The sequence below is a fragment of the Caballeronia sp. ATUFL_F1_KS39 genome, assembly GCF_023630985.1.
Taxonomy (GTDB): Bacteria; Pseudomonadota; Gammaproteobacteria; order Burkholderiales; family Burkholderiaceae; genus Caballeronia; species Caballeronia zhejiangensis.
In genome coordinates this window covers 1-22,010 of record NZ_JALQDZ010000007.1, presented here as the reverse complement: position 1 = coordinate 22,010, position 22,010 = coordinate 1, and the positions used below count along the sequence as shown (strand labels likewise).

19 protein-coding genes are annotated in these 22,010 nt (G+C 62.7%); 5 read left to right on the top strand and 14 right to left on the bottom strand.

The window, feature by feature from the left end; translation table 11 throughout:
• Nucleotides 1–4 precede the first annotated feature (4 nt).
• Nucleotides 5–880, bottom strand: coding sequence for an EamA family transporter RarD (rarD, locus tag NCR93_RS07120; protein ID WP_008349632.1), 876 nt, complete (start codon nucleotides 878–880; stop codon nucleotides 5–7).
• Between the two features lie 244 nt (nucleotides 881–1,124).
• On the opposite strand from rarD, the gene NCR93_RS07115 reads away from it, so the two are divergent.
• Nucleotides 1,125–2,186, top strand: a complete 1,062-nt coding sequence (locus NCR93_RS07115) for an AI-2E family transporter (RefSeq protein WP_175982891.1) — start codon at nucleotides 1,125–1,127, stop codon at nucleotides 2,184–2,186.
• A 266-nt stretch (nucleotides 2,187–2,452) separates the two neighbouring features.
• Complete coding sequence (locus NCR93_RS07110; protein ID WP_175982892.1) at nucleotides 2,453–3,538, top strand: S41 family peptidase; 1,086 nt, start codon at nucleotides 2,453–2,455, stop codon at nucleotides 3,536–3,538.
• A 59-nt stretch (nucleotides 3,539–3,597) separates the two neighbouring features.
• Here NCR93_RS07110 and NCR93_RS07105 read toward each other — a convergent pair whose 3' ends face one another.
• From NCR93_RS07105 to NCR93_RS07045, 13 genes are all read right to left on the bottom strand, one after another.
• Nucleotides 3,598–4,038 carry a lysozyme inhibitor LprI family protein gene (locus NCR93_RS07105; RefSeq protein WP_175982893.1) on the bottom strand — a complete coding sequence of 147 codons (441 nt, stop codon included), beginning with the start codon at nucleotides 4,036–4,038 and terminating at the stop codon, nucleotides 3,598–3,600.
• Nucleotides 4,039–4,052: 14 nt separating this feature from the next.
• Entirely contained in the window at nucleotides 4,053–4,535 is a 483-nt protein-coding gene (locus NCR93_RS07100; RefSeq protein WP_308196660.1) for a LysM peptidoglycan-binding domain-containing protein, read from the bottom strand.
• Between the two features lie 396 nt (nucleotides 4,536–4,931).
• A complete protein-coding gene (locus NCR93_RS07095; RefSeq protein ID WP_008349642.1) occupies nucleotides 4,932–6,596 on the bottom strand; it encodes a SpoVR family protein in 1,665 nt (554 codons plus the stop codon).
• On the bottom strand, nucleotides 6,593–7,858 hold the full coding sequence (locus NCR93_RS07090; protein WP_008349643.1) for a YeaH/YhbH family protein: 1,266 nt from the start codon (nucleotides 7,856–7,858) through the stop codon (nucleotides 6,593–6,595). Before NCR93_RS07090 ends, NCR93_RS07095 begins: the two co-directional genes overlap by 4 nt.
• 204 nt (nucleotides 7,859–8,062) lie before the next feature.
• Nucleotides 8,063–9,985 carry a PrkA family serine protein kinase gene (locus NCR93_RS07085; RefSeq protein WP_008349646.1) on the bottom strand — a complete coding sequence of 641 codons (1,923 nt, stop codon included), beginning with the start codon at nucleotides 9,983–9,985 and terminating at the stop codon, nucleotides 8,063–8,065.
• 386 nt (nucleotides 9,986–10,371) lie between these two features.
• Entirely contained in the window at nucleotides 10,372–11,133 is a 762-nt protein-coding gene (locus NCR93_RS07080) for a hydratase (protein ID WP_175982894.1), read from the bottom strand.
• A gap of 116 nt (nucleotides 11,134–11,249) precedes the next feature.
• On the bottom strand, nucleotides 11,250–12,965 hold the full coding sequence (locus NCR93_RS07075; RefSeq protein ID WP_008349650.1) for a methyl-accepting chemotaxis protein: 1,716 nt from the start codon (nucleotides 12,963–12,965) through the stop codon (nucleotides 11,250–11,252).
• A 180-nt stretch (nucleotides 12,966–13,145) separates the two neighbouring features.
• Nucleotides 13,146–14,078: a ribokinase gene (gene rbsK, locus NCR93_RS07070; protein ID WP_175982895.1), complete on the bottom strand. Its 933-nt coding sequence runs from the start codon at nucleotides 14,076–14,078 to the stop codon at nucleotides 13,146–13,148.
• Nucleotides 14,079–14,114: 36 nt separating this feature from the next.
• Complete coding sequence (locus tag NCR93_RS07065; protein ID WP_008349655.1) at nucleotides 14,115–15,137, bottom strand: LacI family DNA-binding transcriptional regulator; 1,023 nt, start codon at nucleotides 15,135–15,137, stop codon at nucleotides 14,115–14,117.
• Nucleotides 15,138–15,355: 218 nt separating this feature from the next.
• Nucleotides 15,356–16,345 (bottom strand): ABC transporter permease, encoded by a 990-nt coding sequence (locus NCR93_RS07060; RefSeq protein WP_008349658.1) that lies wholly within the window; start codon nucleotides 16,343–16,345, stop codon nucleotides 15,356–15,358.
• Nucleotides 16,346–17,935, bottom strand: a complete 1,590-nt coding sequence (locus NCR93_RS07055; RefSeq protein ID WP_008349659.1) for a sugar ABC transporter ATP-binding protein — start codon at nucleotides 17,933–17,935, stop codon at nucleotides 16,346–16,348.
• A gap of 158 nt (nucleotides 17,936–18,093) precedes the next feature.
• A complete protein-coding gene (locus NCR93_RS07050) occupies nucleotides 18,094–19,056 on the bottom strand; it encodes a sugar ABC transporter substrate-binding protein (protein WP_008349661.1) in 963 nt (320 codons plus the stop codon).
• 261 nt (nucleotides 19,057–19,317) lie between these two features.
• Nucleotides 19,318–19,599: a hypothetical protein gene (locus NCR93_RS07045; RefSeq protein WP_008349664.1), complete on the bottom strand. Its 282-nt coding sequence runs from the start codon at nucleotides 19,597–19,599 to the stop codon at nucleotides 19,318–19,320.
• A 227-nt stretch (nucleotides 19,600–19,826) separates the two neighbouring features.
• Here NCR93_RS07045 and NCR93_RS07040 point away from each other — a divergent pair, with 227 nt between their 5' ends.
• From NCR93_RS07040 to NCR93_RS07030, 3 genes are all read left to right on the top strand, one after another.
• A complete protein-coding gene (locus tag NCR93_RS07040) occupies nucleotides 19,827–20,123 on the top strand; it encodes a PsiF family protein (protein ID WP_008349666.1) in 297 nt (98 codons plus the stop codon).
• 225 nt (nucleotides 20,124–20,348) lie between these two features.
• Nucleotides 20,349–20,819 carry a hypothetical protein gene (locus tag NCR93_RS07035; RefSeq protein ID WP_175982896.1) on the top strand — a complete coding sequence of 157 codons (471 nt, stop codon included), beginning with the start codon at nucleotides 20,349–20,351 and terminating at the stop codon, nucleotides 20,817–20,819.
• Between the two features lie 399 nt (nucleotides 20,820–21,218).
• The gene (locus tag NCR93_RS07030) at nucleotides 21,219–21,809 is read left to right on the top strand and encodes a BPSL1445 family SYLF domain-containing lipoprotein (protein WP_008349670.1); all 591 of its coding nucleotides are present in this window, start codon (nucleotides 21,219–21,221) and stop codon (nucleotides 21,807–21,809) included.
• Nucleotides 21,810–22,010 lie beyond the last annotated feature (201 nt).

Sequence of the window (22,010 nt, the reverse complement as noted above, 5' to 3'; positions counted from 1 at the left end):
TCGTTCAGACGCGGGCCGCGCGGGCGCGAACCACGCCTTCGAGCGAGTAGATCGCGAGCGCGGTCCAGATGGCGCCATAGCCGATCACCTGATCGTGCCCGAAGAACTCGTGATAGATCACGACGCCGATCAGCAATTGCAGCGACGGCGTGATGTACTGGATGAGCCCGAGCATCGATAGCGGAATGCGCCGCGCGCCTGCCGCGAACAGCAGCAGCGGCACCGCGGTCACGGGCCCCGCCGCCGCAAGCAGCAGTTTCACGCTGAGCGAGGCATGCTCGAAGCCGCTGCCGCCGTGCGAATTCAGAAAAAAGAGATACAGCAGCGCAACGGGACACAACAGCATCGTTTCGAGCGTGAGTCCTTCGAGCGCGCCGAGCGATGCGGTCTTGCGCAACAGCCCGTAGCCGCCGAAGGTCAGCGCGAGCGCGAGACTGATCCACGGCGGCGCGCCGTTCACCCACGTCAGCCACGCGACGCCTGCCGCGGCGATCGTCACCGCGAGCCACTGCACCGGCCGCAGCCGCTCGTGCAGGAACGCCATCCCGAACAGCACGTTGACGAGCGGGTTGATGAAGTAGCCGAGACTCGCCTCGACGATGCGCCCGTCGTTCACCGCCCAGATATAGATGCCCCAGTTCGCCGACAGCAGCACGGCGCTCGCGGCGAAACGCGCAAGCAGACGCTTGTCGCGCAGGACGGGGCCGAGCCACTTCCATTGACGCCGCACGGTCATGACGATCAGCAGGAATGCCATCGACCACGCCATGCGATGCGCGAGCATCTCGACCGCGCCGATCGAATGCAAGGCCTTGAAGTAAATCGGAAAAAGGCCCCAGATGGCAAAGGCCGCGAATGCGTAGACGACGCCTGGATTCATTGTTCGATGCGTTGAGCGGATAAACGCCGCGTACGAACGATCGGCTCGTTCGCGCGCCTGCTCGCCGTGTTCCCGGAAAGCGATCCGCAAGGATTGGAAGCCGGATTTTAGTCGACGCGAGCGGTTCGGCTCCAGCAGTGACCGAACAATCGGCCGGTTCGCGGCGAACCCTTGGACGAATTCTTGCTCGAACCCTAGCGCGAACGCCCCGCTCTTCGCCCTTTTGTTTGTTTCCTGGCCGCTAATGAATAACCACAACGTCAATCAGAATTTCTTCCATATCCTGCTGTGCGTCGTGACGCTCGCGCTCGCCTGGGTGCTGCTGCCGTTTTTTGGCGCCATCTTCTGGGGTGCGATTCTCGCGATCCTGTTTCAGCCGATGCAGCGTTACCTCGCCGCGCGCTTCGGCAAGCGTCGAAACCTCGCCGCGCTGACGACGCTGGCCGCCGCGATTCTCATCGTCATCATTCCGCTCGCGATCGTCGCGGTGACGCTCGTGCAGGAAATCGCCCTCGTCTACGCGCGGATCAAGAGCGGCGAGCTGAATTTCGGGCTTTACTTCCAGCATGTGCTGCACGCGTTGCCGGCGTCGGTGCAGCAACTGCTCGGCCGTTATGGACTCGACGACATTCCCGGCGTGCAGCGCAAGCTGATGGAAGGCGCGTCGCAGATCAGCCAGTTCGCCGCGACGCAGGCGCTGTCGATCGGGCAGAACACGTTCCAGTTCGTGGTGAGCTTCGGCGTGATGCTTTATCTGGTGTTTTTTCTACTGCGCGATGGCGGCGAAATCGGACGGCGCATCCGGCGCGCGATTCCGCTCGATCCCGAGCCGAAGCAGCATCTGATCGCGAAGTTCACGACCGTGGTGCGCGCGACGGTCAAGGGGAACATCGCGGTTGCGGCCGTGCAGGGTCTTCTCGGCGGGCTGATTTTCTGGATCCTCGGCATCGGCGGTTCGCTTTTGTGGGGCGTGCTGATGGCGTTTTTGTCGCTGCTGCCCGCGGTCGGCGCGGCAATCGTGTGGGCGCCCGCCGCGCTCTACTTTTTCATGACGGGGCAAATCGTCAAGGGGCTGATTCTGGTCGCGTTCTGCGTCGTGGTGATCGGGCTCGTCGATAACGTACTGCGACCGATTCTCGTCGGCAAGGATACGAAAATGCCGGACTGGGTCGTGCTCATTTCGACGCTCGGCGGGATGGCGCTTTTCGGCATCAACGGGTTCGTGATCGGGCCGCTCGTCGCGGCGCTGTTCATGGCGAGCTGGGATTTGTTTTCGCAGGATGGGGTGAGCGGCCGGGGCGAGTGACGCGCGTTGGTCTGCCTGGTGTCGTGGCCTGCTCGTCTGTAACGAATCATCAAGAAGATGTGTCTTGGCGTGTAGGCTGTCTGTATGGTGGCGGTTTCGAACCACCATCCGGCAGTACCGCATGACAACCGATCCCAGACTCGCAAAACTTCGAGCAACGGCAACTGGCTTTTTACTTTGCGCGGTGCTCGCCGGTTGCAACGGCAGGCACGACGACATGCCCGCCGCGGCCGACGACGTTCCGGTGCTTTCGGTTCCCCTCAAGCGTGACGGCCACTGGCTCCTCGAGGCGCGCAGCGCGGACGGCAAATCAGTGCGGGTTCCTTCTGGATACAGGTGCGACCCTGAACGTATTCGATAGTCGCGGTCGGCTGGCCGCCGTCCCGATGACGCCGGCCGCCGAAACGGTTTTCCTCAGGAACGGCCTGCTATCGGAGCCCGTTGGCGACCGCGCCGTCACGAGCGGAACGGCGAGCGACACGATGCGCATGGAGCTTGGCACGAGTCCGGCGATCCGTCTCGACGGTTGGTCGATGGCGGCGGGCGGCGCTGTGCTCATCGGTGATATGGCGCGCCTTTCTTCCGTCGATGAGAGGCCTTTCGACGGCATCATCGGGATGGAGTCGATGCGCAATCTGACATGGCGAGCCGATTATGTTGCCGGGCGGCTCTCCGCGTATGCAGGCGAAGCACCTGCGCACGCATGGCAGCAGTGCGCGTTCATGACGCTGGATGCCGCGCAGCGAACGCCGCTCATCGAACTGCGTCTCAGGGACGAATCTTTGCCGTTCCTGCTCGATACGGGCGACAACGGGGATGTCGCGCTGCCACAGGAAACGTTCGATGCGATCGCGGAAGCGCAATGGTTCGAGCGCATCAATACGACCTTTTCCTACGATGCGACCGATCGATTCACGCCGAATCAGCAGGGTTTGATCGCCGGATTCGCCATCGGTCAGAAGGCGCTACCGAAACTCACGGTGCTGGCAGGCTCACCAACGCCTCGTATCGGCCAGGGCTTGCTGGAAAAGATGGACCGCTTCGAAATGGATTTCCGTCACTACCGGTTCTGCTTCGATCTTCCCGATACGCCCAAAGACAGCACGCCCTCGATCATCGGCGCTGGCCTGCAGCGCGCTGGCGATCGCTACAGGGTCGCCGCACTCGCACCGGACGGCAGATTGGCCGCAAGCGGCATCGAGATTGGCGATCGGGTCGTCATGGTTGAGCGGACGTCGGTTGCGACGCTTAAGTTCGTCCGTCTGCTCGAACTGTTGAACGCGGCCGCGACCGGCGAGGTGACTATCGAACGAGGGAAACGCACGCTGGTTATCAAGTTGAAGGCGATCTGAATTGCGGCGCGTAGTGGTGGTCTCGCAGCATTGGCGCGCTGCCATGCCACGTACCCCGGTTACTTCGAAGGTAGTTCCGACGCTGCGCTGCGCAGTTGTTCTGCGCGTCTGCTGTTGAGTTCTGCGATGCACGCGAGTCGCCTGATCTCGTGAGAATTCCCTGCGGCCCCACCATTGAGTGACGCTGAGAATTTGCATTGAGCCTCACGATACTGAGTGAACGACTTATTCGACGTTGAGAGACCCGCTCGGGCCGCGCGGCTGAATCTGTCGTCTTCATCCCACTGCGCGAGCGCGCTGATAGCATTCTGTTCGGCCTGTTTCAAATCGCGTTCGCTCTGATTTGCTTTTTCCTCCAGGCACGCGCGCACGTGCACCTGCGAAAAGTGGAGTGAACTGCATTGTGCGCGTAGTTCCTTTTCGCTCAACACTGAATTTGCATGACCGAAGAATGGAAAGCAGGCTATTAGACTCACGCCGACGCGCCTTAACGTACTCATGGCCTTCTCATTCTTCATCGCGCAATAATGGTCCAGACGTAGTCGAATTTTTTTGCGTACTCGCTGTCCCCACCGCCGTTATAGCGATTCGCAATCATGGCTGAGTTTATCGGTCGCCAGCCAGTGATGACTTGTCCGATCGATGCCTTTCGGCACTTTAAGATTTGACCCGAGCGCAGGATATTCGCTGCCGGATTCAGGCTTTTGAGCACATCGACCGTACTCCCCTGCGCCTTTGCGATCTTTTCGAGGCTATCGCCACCCTTGACGGTTACATCGAACGTTCTGGAATCGCCGTCCAGCACACTTCGGTACTCGAATCTTGCCGAACGCATGAGCAGATAACCCACTCCCGCCCGAATGTTATGAAGGGGGTCTGCTCTGACCGACGCGACCGTCAGGCGGGACTTCCATGCTGGCGGCAGAATCAAGTCTCCACCTTCCTTGGCAGAGAGCAGCGCTGACAGCCCCGGATCTCCTGCTACACCTATTTGCATCGGCTTCTTTTTTCCATTCGGAACTGTTGGCGCCGGATTCGACCCATGTCATTGCCTTGATGATCCGCCAATCGAGCGGTCGATATCCCGCGTTTCCGATCAGGTGATGATTGAATTCGCTGACCGCCAGCTGAACTTCATTGTCCCAACTGTTCCATCTATCATCCCCAACCGCTGCACTTATTCCGTCGCGCCATTTATCAGAACTGGGTGCTGAATTGTCCGCCATGGTTCGATCCTCCTGCGGACAATTCTCAGTCATGTAGCGCAGATTGTTTAGACGAATCCTCTTAATTCGTGGCTGACTGCGATCCATGCGAAGCGACGTCTGAGCAAAAAAAACGCGCCGTCCTTTCAAGACGGCGCGCGTTGTTCAGATAACTGTCGGAGGTGATGTCAGCGCGTACTCGGCGCCGTATACCGGCATTCGAACCGCTTCCTCACCGTTCCGTTTTCATCGACGCTTTCCAGATAAACGTCGAATTGCCACAAGCGCGCCATGTGCTTGAGCACTTCGTCGCTATCGTTCGCGAGATGGCGGTTATCCGTCATGAAATGCCGCAGCGTCAGGCTGCGATCCCCACGCGTGTTCACCGAATAAACCTGAATGTTCGGCTCCCGATGATGAATATCGTATTGCCGCGACAGCGCCTGACGCACGTAACGATATCCGCTGTCGTCATGAATGGCCGACACTTCCAGCGCATCGCGCATATCGTCATCGAGAATCGAGAACAGACGCATTTCCCGGATCAGATGCGGCGACAAATACTGCGCGATAAAGCTCTCGTCCTTGAAATTGCGCATCGCATAATGCAGCGATTCCAGCCAGTCGCTTCCCGCGAGTTCCGGGAACCATTCGCGATCCTCGTCCGTCGGGTTTTCGCAGATGCGGCGAATGTCGCTCATCATCGAAAAGCCGAGCGCGTACGGATTGATGCCGCTGTAATACGGCTTCGTCACCGGCGGCTGATACACCACATTCGAATGCGAATGCAGAAACTCCATCATGAAGCTGTCTTCGAGACGGCCTTCGTTATAGAGCGTGTTCAGCAATGTGTAATGCCAGAACGTGGCCCAGCCTTCGTTCATGACTTGCGTCTGCCGCTGCGGATAAAAATATTGCCCGATCTTGCGCACGATGCGGATCACTTCCCGCTCCCACGGCTCAAGCAACGGCGCATTCTTCTCCGCGAAATACAGCAGATTCTCCTGCGGCTCCGGCGGATACCGGCTCTCGGTTTCCTCGGGCGACGGCTCCTTGCCCTTGGGCAGCGTGCGCCACAGTTCGTTGACCTGCGATTGCAGATACGCTTCGCGCTCGCGGCGCATCGCCGCTTCCTTCGCCAGCGACAGTTTCTGCGGCCGCTTGTAGCGATCGACGCCGTAATTCATCAGCGCGTGGCACGAATCGAGCAGTTCCTCGACGCGATCCAGCCCGTAACGCTCCTCGCACTCCGCGATGTAATTCTTCGCATAGACGAGGTAATCGATGATCGCGTGCGCGTCCGTCCACAGGCGGAAAAGATAGTTGCCCTTGAAAAAGGAGTTGTGCCCGTACGCGGCGTGCGCAATCACGAGTGCCTGCATCGTCATGGTGTTCTCTTCCATGAGATACGCGATGCAGGGATTCGAGTTGATAACGATCTCATACGCGAGGCCCATCTGCCCGCGCCGATAGCCTTTCTCGGTCGCAAGAAAGTGCTTGCCGAACGACCAGTGGCGATAATTCACTGGCATGCCGACGGACGCATACGCATCCATCATCTGCTCGGAGCTGATGATTTCCAGTTGGATCGGATAGGTGTCGAGACCATAACGGTTCGCGACGCGCGATATCTCGGCGTCGTACTCCTCGATCAGTTCGACGCTCCAGTCCGACGGGCACGGCAGCGGTCGCCGCTTCTCCGATACATTCATTCTGCCTTCCTCGTGCGCGCCGTCTGCTTTCGCGGACGCCTTGCGTTGCCTGGCCTCTGATTCGAGCTGGGAATCCACACGATCGTCCGTGCCTTCCAGCTGATACCCACGCGTCTCGTTGTGCAAATGCCGCGTCGTCATGCGGCCGCCTGCTGCTTTTCGAACAGCTCGCGGAACACCGGATAGATGTCCGCCGCCGAATCGACCTTCTTCATGGCGAGTTCAGGCGCGCCCATCGCAAGCTGAGCATACTCCAACCAGAGATTCTGCTCCTCCGGCGCAACTTGAATATAGGCAAAATACCGGACCTTCGGCAGGATGTCTTCCGCGAGCAGCTTGCGGCACTTGGGCGAGTCGTCCGTCCAGTTGTCGCCGTCCGATGCCTGCGCGCCGTAAATGTTCCATTCAGTCGGCGAATAACGCTCGTCCATGATCTTCTTCATGAGTTCGAGCGCGCTCGACACAACCGTGCCGCCGCTTTCCGTCGAATGGAAGAACGTGTCTTCGTCCACTTCTTCCGCGCGCGTATGGTGCCGGATGAACACGACTTCGATCTTCTCGTAGTTCCGCTGCAGGAACAGATACAAAAGGATGAAGAAGCGCTTGGACAAATCCTTGCGTTGCTCGTCCATCGAACCGGAGACGTCCATCAGGCAGAACATCACGGCCTTGCTCGACGGCGTCGGCTGCTTCACGCGATTGATATAGCGCAGGTCGAACGGATCGATGAACGGAATGCGCGTGATCCGGCCCTGCATGATGACAATATCCGCTTCGAGCCGGGCGATGTCTTCGGGATCGCCGTTCTCTTCCTTCAGCTGTTCGAGCTGGCGCTCCATCTCACGCAGTTGCGATGCAAGCGGCCAGCCGAGCGCGATGCGCCGTCCGAGCGCGGAGCGCAGCGATCTCACCACGTCGATATTGTTGGGCGTGCCTTCCGCCGCCCAGCCCGCGCGCACGTTCTTCCACGTCGGCACGGCGAGCAGTTGCGTCTTGACGAGGCGCGGCAGTTCGAGATCGTCGAAGAAGTACTGCATGAACTCTTCGCGCGACAGCTCGAAAACGAAGTCGTCCTGCCCTTCGCCTTCGTTGCTCGCGCTCTTGCCGCCGCCGCCCGCGCCGCCCGGCGGGCGCGGAATCTTGTCACCGCGAATGTAATCCGCATTGCCCGGATGAACGTACTCGCGCTTGCCGCCCGGTCCGTGACGGAACGAGGGCTCGGAGATGTCCTTCTTGGGAATGGTGATGCTCTGAGTGCTTTGAATGTCTTTGATGCTGCGATCGCGCACCGCGTCGGAAACGGCGCGGCGAATGTAACTCTTGACGCGTCGCAGGAAGCGCTCGCGATTGGCGATGCTCTTGTTCTTGCCGGCTAACCTGCGGTCGATGATTTGGTGCAGCACATCCAGTCTCCCGCGTTATTGGCGAGGTTGTGAGGCGCTGCGCGGAGCTTCGACTGATCGCAGCGTCTTTCGTCTCGCAAACTGTCCACTGTGCGGTCCGGTTGCAATCCACGCGCCCGGGCCGCCGGGACTTCCTGACTATCGCTTTGCGCGGGACCGGAGCCAGGCGCTTCGAGCGCCGGCTCCCGTCTTGCCTTGCTTACATCACGACGACTTGCGCACGCGCAGATACCAGTCGCACAGGAGCCGGACCTGCTTCGGCGTATAACCCTTGGCGACCATGCGATTGACGAAGTCTTCGTGCTTGCGTTGCTCTTCGGCCGATCCTTTCGCGTTGAACGAAATCACCGGCAGAAGTTCTTCGGTGTTGGAGAACATCTTCTTCTCGATCACCACACGCAGCTTCTCATAGCTGATCCACGCGGGGTTCTTGCCGCCATTGGCCGCACGAGCGCGCAACACGAAGTTCACGATCTCGTTGCGGAAGTCCTTCGGGTTGCTGATGCCCGCGGGCTTCTCGATCTTCTCCAGCTCGGCGTTCAATGCCGCGCGGTCGAAACTCTCGCCGGTGTCGTGATCGCGGAACTCCTGATCCTGAATCCAGAAGTCCGCATACGTCACATAGCGGTCGAAGATGTTTTGTCCATACTCCGAATACGACTCCAGATAAGCGGTCTGAATCTCCTTGCCGATGAACTCGGCATAGCGCGAAGCGAGCACGTCCTTGATGAACGACAGATACTTCTGCTCCGTTTCCGGCGGGAACTGCTCGCGCTCGATCTGCTGTTCGAGCACGTACATGAGATGCACCGGATTCGCCGCGACCTCGCTCGAATCGAAGTTGAAGACACGCGACAGGATCTTGAACGCGAAACGCGTGGACACACCCGTCATGCCTTCATCGACACCCGCGTAATCGCGATACTCCTGATACGACTTCGCTTTCGGGTCCGTGTCCTTCAGGTTCTCACCGTCGTAGACCTGCATCTTCGAGAAGAGGCTCGAGTTCTCCGGTTCGTGCAGACGCGTGAGCACGGCCATCTGCGCCATCATCTTGAGCGTGCCCGGTGCGCAGACCGCCTCGGCGAGGGACGAATTGCGCAGCAGCTTCTCGTAGATCTTGATCTCTTCGCCGTAGCGCAGGCAGTACGGCACCTTCACGACGAAGATACGATCGAGCAGTGCTTCGTTGTTCTTGTTGTTGCGGAACGCCTTCCACTCAGACTCGTTCGAGTGCGCGAGGATGACGCCGTCGAACGGAATCGCGCCGAAGCCTTCCGTGCCCTTGAAGTTGCCTTCCTGGGTCGCGGTCAGCAGCGGGTGCAGCACCTTGATTGGCGCCTTGAACATCTCGACGAATTCCAGCAAGCCCTGATTGGCGAGGCACAGGCCGCCGGAATAGCTGTAGGCATCGGCGTCGTCCTGCGAATACGTTTCGAGCTTGCGGATGTCCACCTTGCCGACGAGCGACGAGATGTCCTGATTGTTCTCGTCACCAGGCTCGGTCTTGGCAATGCCGATCTGACGAAGAATCGACGGATAGCGGCGCACGACGCGGAACTTGCGGATGTCGCCGTTGTACTCGTGCAGGCGCTTCACCGCCCACGGCGAGAGAATGCTCTTGAGATAGCGGCGCGGAATGCCGTATTGCTCTTCGAGCACCGGACCGTCTTCGTCGTAATCGAAAAGGCCGAGTGGCGATTCGTTGACGGGCGAGCCCTTCAGCGAATAGAACGGCACCCGCTCCATGAGCTGCTTGAGTCGTTCGGCGATCGACGACTTGCCGCCGCCCACCGGACCCAGCAGATAAAGGATCTGCTTCTTCTCTTCGAGACCCTGCGCCGCGTGCCGGAAGTAGGACACGACGTTCTCGATCACTTCCTCCATTCCGTAGAACTCGCGGAATGCCGGATACACCTTGATGACCTTGTTTGCAAACACACGCGATAAACGCGGGTCGAGCCGAGTGTCGACCATCTCCGGTTCCCCGATGGCCGTCAACATGCGTTCGCCCGCTGTTGCATATGTGGCAGGATCTTCTTTGCAGAGCGCGAGATACTCTTCGAGCGAGAATTCCTCCTCGCGAGTTTTTTCGAAGCGCGTCGCGAAACTGCTGTAGATATCCATGCTACCTCCTCGCCGAAGTCAGAAAGCTATGCCGTGCGCAACGCGCGTAATCGAAACGACATCGCTTGAAATCATCCTAAACCCTTTCGAATTTTTTTTCACGCACTTGCGTTGTTCATTTGCTTCGAAGAATTCCTAGCTTGGTGCGCTATTTTCGTTCACCTACAATGTTCATCCCAATGTCGCTATCCTCTTGCGCGACATGGTCCCTGCCTGTTCGCTTCCCCGCGCTCTTCGCTACTTATCTACTGCTTCCGTCCGCCAATGCGACGTGCGCCTCACATCCTTGGTTACGTGGACAAGCGCTCAAGAGATGCACGCATCCGATAAAGACGATGCGCGTGCGACATCATCAATAATCGTTCCCGGTGCGGCGCATCCGAACATCATGCGAGCACCAATTCCAGTTCGCCGATGCGATCGATCGCACCATGCAGCATGCCCGGTCCATCGACGCGATACGCGCCCGTATAGGAACCTGTTGTAATGGTCCAGAACGGCTCGACCGTCAAACCCATGCGAGAACAATGGTTGACGAGCCACGGCAGCAATTCGCGCGGATCGCCCGCGGGATTGCCGAGCGCGGCCGGTGCGATCGACACGCCGTCGAGGGTGAATTCCAGTCGCGGCGTCAGAAAGTCGAAGCCCGGCGCGACGACGTCGTAAGGTTCCATGCCCGATACGACGAGCGCGCCGTTGTTCTGCGAATCCGCGAGCTGGGCCAGCGGATCGAGATTGGGCCATTGAGCGAAACGGCTGTCGACGACTTCGAGCGCGACCGCGATGCCGCCGATCGCGTCGAACACTTCCTCGCGTGTGTAAGGGTCGGGTCGCGCGGGCAGCGCATAGGAAAAGCGGAACGCGACTTCGAGTTCCACGAGCACGCGGAAAAACGATTGAAAAGGTAGGCGCGCGGGCGAAACATGGACGAGCGCGGCGTCGATGGGCGCGCCCGTGGCGAGCGCGTCGGGGGCGCGCGCGCCGATCTTCCAGGCGCCGATGCGCGCATCCGACTCTCTCAGCATCTCGTGCTGGATCGCGTAGGCGGTGGGCGCATCCGCAGGTATGTCGGCCGGCGCCAGCGTGTCGATCAGCTGATGCCGGCGGCGGGCGTCCGCGAGCTTCGCGGCGAGTGTCGATCCGGTCATGTCGATATCCTCGTGTGAGCGGTGAGGCACCCACCAGTGTACGGGTTACCGGATCGACGTTGGTCGCGCGCGTGTGCACTCGCGCGCATTCGGGCCTTAAGCGCCGTCTGTCGCGCTCAGAACGTCTCCCAGTCGCCGCTTGCCTCCGTCGTGGCGGACGCCTTCGGCGCGGGCGACGGCGCGGCGGGTGCGCGCTTCGCCGACTTCAAGGCAACGCGCGCAGGCATCGTTGCGCGCGGTGCAATTTTCGCCGCCATCGTGGATGCTGCCGGAACAGCAGCAAGCGCCGCGCCGTCCGCGACCTGGAACACCGCCACCGCCTGCCGCAGCCGCCCGGCCTGATCTTCGAGCGACTGCGCGGCGGCCGCCGCTTCCTCGACGAGCGCCGCGTTCTGCTGCGTGACTTCGTCCATCTGCGTGACGGCGCGCGACACCTGCTCGATGCCGCTCGACTGTTCCTCCGACGCCGCCGCGATCTCGCCCATGATGTCGGTCACGCGCTGCACCGCGCCGATGATCTCGCTCATCGTGCGGCCGGCTTCGTCGACGAGCGTCGTGCCCGTCTGCACGCGCGCGACGGACGTGTCGATGAGTTCCTTGATTTCCTTCGCCGCCGCCGACGAGCGTTGCGCCAGACTGCGCACTTCGCCCGCGACGACCGCGAAGCCGCGCCCTTCTTCGCCCGCGCGCGCCGCTTCGACGGCCGCGTTGAGCGCCAGAATGTTGGTCTGGAACGCAATGCCCTCGATGATCGTGATGATGTCCGCGATCTTCGACGAACTGCCGTTGATCTCGCGCATCGTGTCGACGACCTGCGTGACGACCGCGCTGCCCTTGCCGGCGATTTCCGACGCGTTCGCCGCGAGTGCGCTCGCCTGCCGCGCGTTGTCGGCGTTCTGGCGGACGGTGCCGGTCAGCTCTTCCATGCTCGACGCGGTTTCCTGCAGCGCCGATGCCTGTTCTTCCGTGCGCGACGACAGATCGGTATTGCCCGCGGCGATCTGCTGCGTCGCCGACGCGATCGATTCGCTGCCCGAGCGCACCGTGCGGACGGTCGTCAGCAGGCTCGCGCGCATCTTGGCGAGACCTTCGAGCAACTGGCCCATTTCGTCGCGCGACGTGATGGCGACCTCGCGGCGCAGATCGCCCGCGGCGATCGATTCGAAATGACCGAGCGCCGCTTCGAGCGGCCGCGCGATGGCGCGCCTGAGCGACAGCCACGCGAACGCGGCCGCGGCGATGCCGAGCGCGATCGCGCCGAAGCTCAGCGCGCGGAACCATCCGAAGCGGTCCTGCGTCTCCTCATAGCTTCTCGCGGATGCTTCGGTCAGATGCTTGCGCAGCGCGTCGTTGGCGTTGGCGAGTTCGTTGTACGTCGCCTGCATCGCCTTGGCGTTCGCGATGATGGCGTCGTGATCGTTCGCCAAGACCGCCGCGACGCCCTTGTCGACGATGCCCTGCAGCGCGAGGCGCCGGTCCTGAGCGGCGTCGGCGAGGCGCTTTTCTTCCGGCGCTTGCGGCAGCGCCAGGTATTGCTTCCAGTAGCCGTCCGCGCGTTCGCGCATCATGCGCGCGCGCTCGACCGTGGCCGCCACCTCCGGCGTGCCGGCGAGCAGCGCCGCGCGATCGAACACGAGACGCTCGCGCGCCGCATACATTTCCGCGTTGCCGACGGCGATCGCCGCGGGCATCTGCACCGAATAGGTGTCTTGAAACGCGCGATTCGAATGGCTCATGCCGGTGAGCCCCAACGCGCCGATCGCGATGAGCAGTGCCCCCAGAAACGCCATCGAGATGCCGAGGCGCGCCTTGATCGTCAAAGCTGTTTTCATTGAATTTTTCCCTGATGTCGCTCGCGAGCGGAGTCGTCGTTGCGTGGCAGCGTGCGCGCGGGACATCGCGCGACCGCTATCGATGTAAACGGCGCGAAAGTGTCGGCACTTGAGGAATTTGTTTCGTATGAAAAGAAAACGGCGCGTCAGACGCGCGTGTTTTCAATGAATATTGAAAAGTTATGCTGAAATTTCGCTGCGGTGCGGAATCGATGGTTGCGCGCCCTCGCGCGTCACCGCGATTGCCGCCGCGCGCTGGCCGAACGCGATTGCGTGCATTGCCGCCGCGCCGCGTGCGAGTTCCGCCGCGAAGCCGCCGATGAACGTGTCGCCGGCGGCGGTCGTATCGACCGCTTCGACGCGCGGCGACGGCAGATGAACGCCTTCGTCGTCCGCGCCGTCGAGCAAAGCCAGCACGCCTTGCGCGCCGAGCGTCACGATGACGTTGCGCGCGCCTTTCGCCTTGAGCGCCTGCGCGGCGCGGCGCGCGTCGTCGGGCGTTTCGATGGCGACCCCGGAGAGCGTCGCGGCTTCGAGTTCGTTCGGAATCAGATAGTCGATCAGCGGGAACCAGTCCGGCGGCAATTTGCGCGCCGCGGGCGCGGGATTCAGGATCGTCGTGCGCTTCAGGCGACGGCCGGCGGCGAGCGCGGCGCGCACGGCGTCCGGCGGCGTTTCGAGCTGGCACACGATGACGTCGGCGCGCGCGATGAGCGCCTCCTGCGCTTCGATGCGCGCGGGCGTGACTTCGGCGTTGCTGCCCGCGACGATGACGATCGCGTTCTGGCTCGCATCGTCGACGACGATGAGCGCGACGCCCGTCGGCGCGCTGGCGCTGGTCGCGAGCGCCGTGCAGTCGATGCCTTCCGCTTCGAGGCTGCCTCTGAGCGTGGCGCCGTTCGTATCGTCGCCGACGCAGCCGATCATCGCGACATGCGCGCCCAGGCGCGCCGCGGCGACCGCCTGATTGCTGCCCTTGCCGCCCGGCATCTGCGCGAACGCGTGTCCGGCGAGCGTTTCCCCCGGTCGCGGCAGGCGCGGCGCGCGCGCGACGAGATCCATGTTGAGGCTGCCGACCACGGTCACGCGGCCGGTCTTGGCACTGTCGCCCATCTCGTTTCCTTTGGTTCCTTTACTGCACCGCGGTCGTTACGCCTTCGCGCCGCGCGACTCGGGCACTACCGCGGTCGATTCGCGGCGCACGAGGCGCGGCGGCACCACGCGGCGGCGCGTCGTGCCCGTCAGCTTGCCGGTGATGCGCTCGATCAGCGTCTGCGCGGCCATTTCGCCGAGCGCGCGCACCGATTGCCCCACCGTCGACAAGGCCGGATAGGTGTAGCGCGACAGCTCGACATCGTCGAAACCGATGATCGAGCAGTCCGTCGGCACGTTGATGTGACGCTCCGCCGCCGCACGCAGCGCGCCGATGCCCATCATGTCGTTGCACGCGAAGATCGCCGTCGGCTTCATGTTGTCGAGCAGGAGCGAGGCCGCCGCGTAACCGCCCGTCGCGGAAAAGTCGCTCTGCTGGATCGCGTTCGGCGCGATTTCCATGCCGCGCTCGGCCATCGCGCGGATGAAGCCGTGCAGGCGCATCGCGGAAACGGCGGTCGCGACGGGGCCTGTGATGCAGCCGATCTTCGAATGCCCGAGCTGCAGCAGATGCCGCGTCGCGAGATACGCGCCCTTTTCGTGGTCGATCTGCACGAGGTCCGATTGCAGCCCCTCGATATTGCGGTCGACGATCACGAGCGGCTCGCGCGCGCCCGCGAGGCATTGCGCGAGCACCGAGTCCTCGCCCGCCGATGCAATCACGAGCCCGTCGATGCGCTTTTCCTGCAGCACGCGCAGATAGTTGCGCTGCTTCGCGGGATCGTCGTCGGAGTTGCAGAAGAACACGCAATAGCCGTTCTTCGCGCAGCCGTCCTCGACGCCGCGCGCGAGCTCGGCGAAATACGGATTCGTCGCGTTCGGCACGAGCAGGCCGATGGTCGCCGTCGAGCGCGCCTTCAGCGAGCGCGCGACCGCCGACGGCACGTAGTCGAGCTCACGGATCGCCCGCTCGACTTTCGCCCGCACGTCGGCCGAAACCGGCCGCGAATTGTTCACTACGTGGGATACCGTCGTAAACGACACCCCGGCAATGGCTGCCACGTCTTTGATCGTCGCCATACATCGTCCTTCGCTATGCTTTGGTCCAACTGCTCTTATTGGTCGTAAGGCGTCCGGCGCGACCACTTTTCATGCGCCGCTCTGCTTTCCCCGCGCCCTGCCTGCTTCATTGTGTGCGGCGGCGATGAATCCCCGTTCGCCGCTGCCGCCCGCTGCCTTCTCTCGTCGCCGGCCGTTGCTCCACCCCGTTCGGAGCGCCCGCCTGCGCCGCCCTTCGATCAAACCCGCTTTCTCCTGCTGCGGTATGTATCCAGCACCACCGCCACCACGATCACCGCGCCGGTAATGATGCGCTTGGTCGGCTCGTTCGCGCCGATCTGCGCCAGTCCCGCCGCCAGCACGGAGATAATCAACACGCCGAAAAACGTGCTGATGACCGAGCCGCGCCCGCCCATCAGGCTCGTTCCGCCGATCACGACCGCCGCGATCACCTGCAGTTCCAACCCCGCGCCGGCGTTCGGATCGGCGGCTTCGAGCCGCGAGATCTGAAAGAGCGCCGCGAGTCCGGACAAGGCGCCCATCAGCGCGAAAACGATCACCTTGTACGGCCGCGGATTCACGCCCGCGAGACGCACGGCTTCCTCGTTCGTGCCGATCCCTACGAGATATCGGCCGAAAACCGTCCGGGTCAAGACCAGATGGGCAATTATCATCACCGCGACCGCGATCAGGAACGCGGGCGAGATGCCGAACGCGATCGGATTCGACAGAAAATCGAACGCATCGCCGATGTACGCCGTGCGCGAATTCGTCATCTGATACGCAAGCCCGCGCGCGCCTTCCAGCACGCCGAGCGAGACGATGAACGACGGAATCCGCCACGCCACCGTCACGAGGCCGGTCACGGCGCCCGTCAGCGCGGCGGCCGCGAGCCCGATCAGCGCCGCCGGAAACGCCGGCCAGTGCCACTTCAGCGCGGCCACGCTCACCACCGACGCGCCCAGCGCCAGCACCGAGCCGACCGACAGATCGATGCTCGCGATGATGAGCACGAACGTCATGCCGACCGACATCACGACGAGATCCGGAATCTGGTTCGCGATCGTGCTGAACGTGTCGTACGTCAGAAAGTGCGTGCTCAGCACCGAAAACAGCGCGATCATCGCGGCGAGCGCGCCCGCGAGACCCAGGTAATTCGAAATGCCCAGACGCGTGCCGACGCCTTTCGTGCTCTTCGGCGCATCGGCGGGCAGATTCGCTTCGCTCATTCAATGCTCCACGTTGTCTTCGGGCGCTTTCGCGTCCGGGGCGATGGGCTCGTGCAGGATCGCCTCGCGCTTCGCGTAACCCGAGAACGCCGCCGCGAGCAGCGCGTCCTGCGTCCAGTTCGCGCGCTCGAACACGCCCGTCATGCGCCCCGCCGACATCACGCCGATACGGTCGCAGATCAGCATCAGCTCGCGCAGGTCGCTCGACACGACGACGAGCGCGCGTCCTTCGCGAGCGAGCGCGCCCATCAGCCCGTAGATGTCGAACTTCGCGCCGACGTCGATGCCGCGCGTCGGCTCGTCGAACAGCAGCACCGAGCAGTCGCGCGCGAGCCACCGGCCGATCACGACCTTCTGCTGGTTGCCGCCCGACAGTTCCGACACGGCCTGCGCCGGCCCCGACGTGCGAATCCGCATCGCGTCGATCTGCCGTTGCGCGAGCGCCGCTTCCCGGCGCGCGTCGACCACGCCGTGCCGCGCCACCGCGCCGACGTTGCCCAGTGAAACGTTCGCGGCGATCGGCAGGCTGAGCAGCAGGCCCTCGCCCTTGCGATCCTCCGTGATGAGCGCGATGCCTTCTTCGACCGCATCCGACGGCGATTGCACCGTCACGCGCCGCAGCGCCTGCCCTTTGCGCGCGACGGACACCGTGCCCGCGTCCGCGCGATCCGCGCCGTAGATGAGCCGCATCAGCTCGGTGCGGCCCGCGCCGATCAGCCCGCTCACGCCGAAAATCTCGCCCGCGCGCACCTCGAACGACACGTCGCGCACGGCCGGCAGCCGCGTCATGCCTTCCACTTTCAGCGCGACATCGCCGATCCGCCGTTCGCCCAGATCGATGCGCTCGCCGATCTCGCGTCCGACCATCAGCGTGACGAGCCGGTCGCTCGTGAGCGCGTCCATCGGACCGATATGCACGAGGCGTCCGTCGCGCAGCACGGCCGCGCGCTCGGCGATGCGCCGCAATTCCTCCAGCCGGTGCGAGATGTACACGAGCGCGACGCCGCGCGCCTTCAGCCTTTCGACCTGCTCGAACAGCAGATCGACTTCGCGCGCGGTGAGCATCGCGGTCGGCTCGTCGAGAATCAGCACGCGGCAATCGCCGATCAGATTGCGCGCGATTTCCACCATCTGCTGATGCCCGATGCCGAGACCGCCGACGAGCGTATCCGGATCGATCGCGTCGAGCCCGACTTGCGCCATCGCGTGACGCGCGTCTTCTGCGAGGCGCTTGCGGTCGATCCAGCCGAAGCCCTTGCGCGGCAAGCGGTTCAGAAAGAGATTCTCCGCCACCGATAACGTCGGCAGCAGGTTCAGCTCCTGCATCACCATGCGCACGCCGAGCGATTCGGCCTCCGAGCGGCTCTTCGGCGCGTAGGGCTGGCCCGCGAGCGTCATCGCGCCGGTCGACGGATCGGTCAGCCCGCCGATGATCTTCGACAGCGTGCTCTTGCCCGCGCCGTTCTCGCCGGTCAGCGCGAGCACCTCGCCCGCGACGAGATCGAGCGATACGTCCGTCAGCACCGGCTCGACATAGGTCTTGCCGATGCCCGTCACCGTCAGCACGTTCGCATCGTTCGGTCCGGTCATGGGGCGCTTCAAGGCTCGGTTGTGCATCCTCGGAATGATCCAGCACGGCTGGGCGAAGCCCGCGCGAAAGGCCGCGGAGCGTGCCCGCGCCGTCTGCCTTTCGCGCTCGTCAGTGTGTTATCGGCACGCCCGCCGCGAACTTGAGGCTTCGCGCCGGCTCACTTCGTCACGAGATCGACCGGCGTTTCCACGACCTGCGAAAGCTCCGACTGCTTCTTGTGGCCGGCAATCGCCTTCAACGCCACGTCGATGCCGAACACCGCCTGCTTCGCCGCGTACTGGTCGGCCGTGGCGAGCACGCGGCCGTCCTTGAGCATCGGCTTGATCGCGCCGATGTTGTCGAAGCCGACGACCTGCACCTTGCCCGCCTTGCCCGCCGCGCGAATCGCCGACACGGCGCCGATCGCCATGTTGTCGTTGTCGCACAGGAGCGCCTTCACGTTCGGATTGGCGTTCAGGATCTGCGACGCGACCGCGTTGCCCTTGTCGATTTCCCATTCGCCCGACTGCAGCGCGACCACCTTCATGCCGGCGGCGTCCATCGCCTCCTTGAAGCCCGCGCTGCGCGCCTGCGAATTCGTCGTGGTCGTCACGCCTTCGATGATCGCGACTTCATCGCCCTTCTTCAGTTTCGGCGCGAGATAGTCGCCGACCTTACGCGCGCCCTTCTTGTTGTCCGGTCCGACGAACGGCACGTTCAGATCCTTCGACTTGAGCACGTCCGGATCGAGCCGGTTGTCGATGTTCACGACGATGATCCCCGCGTCCGCCGCCTTCTTGATGACCGGCACGAGCGCCTTCGAATCAGCCGGCGCGATCACGAGCGCATCGACCTTCGAGACGATCATCTGCTCGACGATGCGGATTTGCGCCGCCGTGTCGGTCTCGTCCTTGATGCCGTTGGTGATCAGGTCGAACTGGCCGGCGTTGTGCGCCTGATAGTCTTTCGCGCCGGTTTCCATCGTCAGGAAGAACTCGTTGGCGAGCGATTTCATGACGAGCGCCACCTTGGGCTTGCCCGCCGGCTGCGCGAACGCCGATGACGACGCGAACGGCAATGCGGTGCAGGCGGCGAGCGCGACGGCAGCCGTGAGGACGCGTCGGCGGATGATTCGGTTCATGCGGATCTCCAATGCTTATTCTGGTTTGTTGGTCTTGCGAGATGCAGCGAACGCGAGCAACGCCATCGAAACGCGCCGGACGCTCGCGCGCCAATGCCTTCGACGCCCTTTCGCGCACGTTTGAACGTTTGAACGTTTGCTCGCCGTCGATTCTCGTTGGACAGGCGCCGGAGGTCAATCGGGCTAACGTGTAGTGCAGCACATACGACAACGCCGTCGAACGGCTGCTCGACGGCGTTTTCAGTTGCCTGCGGACAAGACTCAGAGATCTTCGACCGACTGCCCTTCGACCTTGTTGTCGATGATGTCGCGCGCGTAGTCGATGCCCGCGCGCGTCGCGTCGATCGGACTGTCGAACGGTTCCTGATCGGGCACGCCGAACATCACCGAGCGGCCGCTTTCGCCGTGCGCGCTCTTCGCGATCGTCACGACTATGTCGAAGTGTCGCGGGCTGTCGTCCGGCTCGTCGCGATCCTTCGCGCGCCTCAATGCCTGAACCTTGATCTCGAAGCCTTTGTAATGATCCGACAGCGGCGTGGACATGGACGATCTCCTTTCGCATTGACATGCATCGCACGATCATACGTCGGCTGCATCGGTCGTGCGGATCGCCGGCGACGAAAGGCGTTTGCAAGCCTCGTTCCCGCGACTCCCGATTTCACCCTATCCCGCACACCGTTCATATTGTGTTTGCCATAATGCGCGGGCGACATGCCGATACAGACACGCGCCGTCGAACAACAACCGTCACTCAAATCAGGGAGCGTCACATGACCATTCGAGCCACCGCCCTCATCGCCGTGCTGAGCCTGACGCTCGGCGCGAACGTCGCCTTCGCCGCCAACAGTCAGCAAAGCAAGATGACCGATTGCAACAAGCAGGCGGGCGACAAGAAAGGCGACGACCGCAAGGCCTTCATGAAGAGCTGTCTGTCCGCCGCGCCGGCTGCCGCATCCGCGCCGATGACGCAGCAGCAGAAGATGACGGCGTGCAACAGCCAAGCAGGCGACAAGAAAGGCGACGACCGCAAGAGTTTCATGAAAAGCTGCCTCAGCAACAAGGGCTGATCTCGCCTGCGTTCGCGTTCTGCACGCCGCGCCGTTCGCGCGCGGCGCCCCTTGCGTATTTACGCTCCCTACCGGCCGATATTGCACTGCACCCAAGCTAGTGATTCGCACCGTCGTCTTTTTCTCATAAGATGGCGCGAAGGCGGCCCCTTACGAAATACAAGAAAGACGCCATCGGCCGCCGCCGTTTCGAGCGAGGCGAAAAGCCGCGCATGGAGGCATCGGATGGCATGGAGACACAAGAACCGCTGGTTCAGGCGGTGGCTCGTGGCGATCACGTTCTGGTTCGTGCCGGTGCTGATCGTCGCGGTGAACGAAGTGCGCGAGGAGATGGCGTACAACAACGTCGATCTCCAGAAGTCGCTTGCCAGCTGGGAGTTGACCGATGGCCAACGCGCGGCCGGCGCCGCGGCGCGCTGCCACGGCACGTCCGAAGAAGCGCGCGCAGCCGGTTGTCCCGAAGATGCCATCGCCGCCACCGAGGTGAAGCATCAGGAAGCGCTCAACGAATACGCGCATCGCAAGGCGACGCTCGCCGATTATCTCTGGCATGCGTTCGTCGGCTACTGGATCGTGCCCGCAGCGTTCCTGCTCGTGCTCGGCGTGCTGATCGGCGGCATCCGGCGCGCGCTGCGCCGTCCGCAACACACGCCCGCGCCGCCCTCCGCCGAAGTAAAAACGACGACCCATCCGTGACCGAGCCTCGGGTACGGTCGTTGCTACTTCCTTCAGCGGTTTTCTCGTACGACCTAAAGGCAGCGTCACGAAAATTCTGCTCGCCTTGGGCCGCACTTCGGGCGAAAACGCCGTTTCCATTTCGGTTTGGTCAAAGCTTCGTCTAACCTTGTATCAGACGATGTGTGCTTCGAAAGATTTGTGTAATTTAACGACGCGCCTGACGCTTATGGGGACGGATTCGGAGTAAGCTAGGTCCGGCTTGTTCGCCCGAATGTTGCGGAGCCTGAAGACCCAAGCCTGACAAGGCTTTCGGCGCATGGGCCGAGGCTCGCGGTTTCACCTTGCTGTGCTATAACTTGGCGTGCCTCACCCTCCCGCTCTTATGGGGTTTCCTAAATTCCACGATGGAGAACAATGATGCAAAGACGAAACTTCATGCTCAAGTCGACGGCCGTGCTGGCAATGGGTGGCCTCGCGCTTGCCGGCTGCACGGCAAACCGGAACGCCGGCAGCGAAGCGGCCGCGGGCGCCGCCGATGACCGCCGCGCCATCGACGCAGATGTCGACAGCACGATCCAGCGTCTCTATGCCACCGTCGGCGGCTCGCGCGAGCTGGTCGCGAAAGCGCGCGGCGTGCTGGTGTTCCCGTCGGTGCTTCAGGCCGGCTTCATCGTCGGCGCGCAATACGGCAAGGGTGCGCTGCGTGTGGGCGGCAGCAGCGTCGGGTACTACAGCACGACGTCCGGCTCGTTCGGCCTGCAGGCAGGGGCGCAGTCGAAGGCGCTGATCTTCCTGTTCATGACGCAGGATGCGCTCGACAAATTCCGCAACTCCGACGGCTGGTCGGCGGGCGCGGACGCATCGGTGGCGTTGGTGAAGATGGGCGCGAACGGCGTGATCGACACGACCACCGCCACGAAACCGGTCGAGGCCATCGTGCTGACCAACGCCGGCCTGATGGCCGACGTGTCGCTGCAAGGCACGAAGGTGTCGCGCATCAAGTACTGAGCGCGTCGCGCTTTACCTCGCGGCGAATGCAAAACCGCCGTGTGGTGCGACCTTCCGGGTCGCGCCACACGGCGGTGTTTTTTTTTTTACCGCGTCGTGTCGGGTCGCGCGTCAGGTCGTCGTCGCGCGTTCGCTCACATTTAATCGCGCACCCTTCTTCGCGCGCACCACCCACAGATAAGCCAACACATATTTCCGAGC

Excerpts from the sequence above, each read along its gene's own strand:
- NCR93_RS07055 (WP_008349659.1), bottom strand. The coding sequence starts at position 17,935 with ATGACCGGACCGAACGATGCGAACGTGCTGACGGTGACGGGCATCGGC.
- rarD (WP_008349632.1), bottom strand. The coding sequence starts at position 880 with ATGAATCCAGGCGTCGTCTACGCATTCGCGGCCTTTGCCATCTGGGGC.
- NCR93_RS07050 (WP_008349661.1), bottom strand. The coding sequence starts at position 19,056 with ATGAACCGAATCATCCGCCGACGCGTCCTCACGGCTGCCGTCGCGCTC.
- NCR93_RS07105 (WP_175982893.1), bottom strand. The coding sequence starts at position 4,038 with ATGAGTACGTTAAGGCGCGTCGGCGTGAGTCTAATAGCCTGCTTTCCA.
- NCR93_RS07065 (WP_008349655.1), bottom strand. The coding sequence starts at position 15,137 with ATGGCGACGATCAAAGACGTGGCAGCCATTGCCGGGGTGTCGTTTACG.
- NCR93_RS07100 (WP_308196660.1), bottom strand. The coding sequence starts at position 4,535 with ATGCAAATAGGTGTAGCAGGAGATCCGGGGCTGTCAGCGCTGCTCTCT.
- NCR93_RS07085 (WP_008349646.1), bottom strand. The coding sequence starts at position 9,985 with ATGGATATCTACAGCAGTTTCGCGACGCGCTTCGAAAAAACTCGCGAG.
- NCR93_RS07035 (WP_175982896.1), top strand. The coding sequence starts at position 20,349 with ATGGCATGGAGACACAAGAACCGCTGGTTCAGGCGGTGGCTCGTGGCG.
- NCR93_RS07075 (WP_008349650.1), bottom strand. The coding sequence starts at position 12,965 with ATGAAAACAGCTTTGACGATCAAGGCGCGCCTCGGCATCTCGATGGCG.
- NCR93_RS07095 (WP_008349642.1), bottom strand. The coding sequence starts at position 6,596 with ATGACGACGCGGCATTTGCACAACGAGACGCGTGGGTATCAGCTGGAA.
- rbsK (WP_175982895.1), bottom strand. The coding sequence starts at position 14,078 with ATGGGCGACAGTGCCAAGACCGGCCGCGTGACCGTGGTCGGCAGCCTC.
- NCR93_RS07040 (WP_008349666.1), top strand. The coding sequence starts at position 19,827 with ATGACCATTCGAGCCACCGCCCTCATCGCCGTGCTGAGCCTGACGCTC.
- NCR93_RS07030 (WP_008349670.1), top strand. The coding sequence starts at position 21,219 with ATGCAAAGACGAAACTTCATGCTCAAGTCGACGGCCGTGCTGGCAATG.
- NCR93_RS07060 (WP_008349658.1), bottom strand. The coding sequence starts at position 16,345 with ATGAGCGAAGCGAATCTGCCCGCCGATGCGCCGAAGAGCACGAAAGGC.
- NCR93_RS07045 (WP_008349664.1), bottom strand. The coding sequence starts at position 19,599 with ATGTCCACGCCGCTGTCGGATCATTACAAAGGCTTCGAGATCAAGGTT.
- NCR93_RS07115 (WP_175982891.1), top strand. The coding sequence starts at position 1,125 with ATGAATAACCACAACGTCAATCAGAATTTCTTCCATATCCTGCTGTGC.
- NCR93_RS07080 (WP_175982894.1), bottom strand. The coding sequence starts at position 11,133 with ATGACCGGATCGACACTCGCCGCGAAGCTCGCGGACGCCCGCCGCCGG.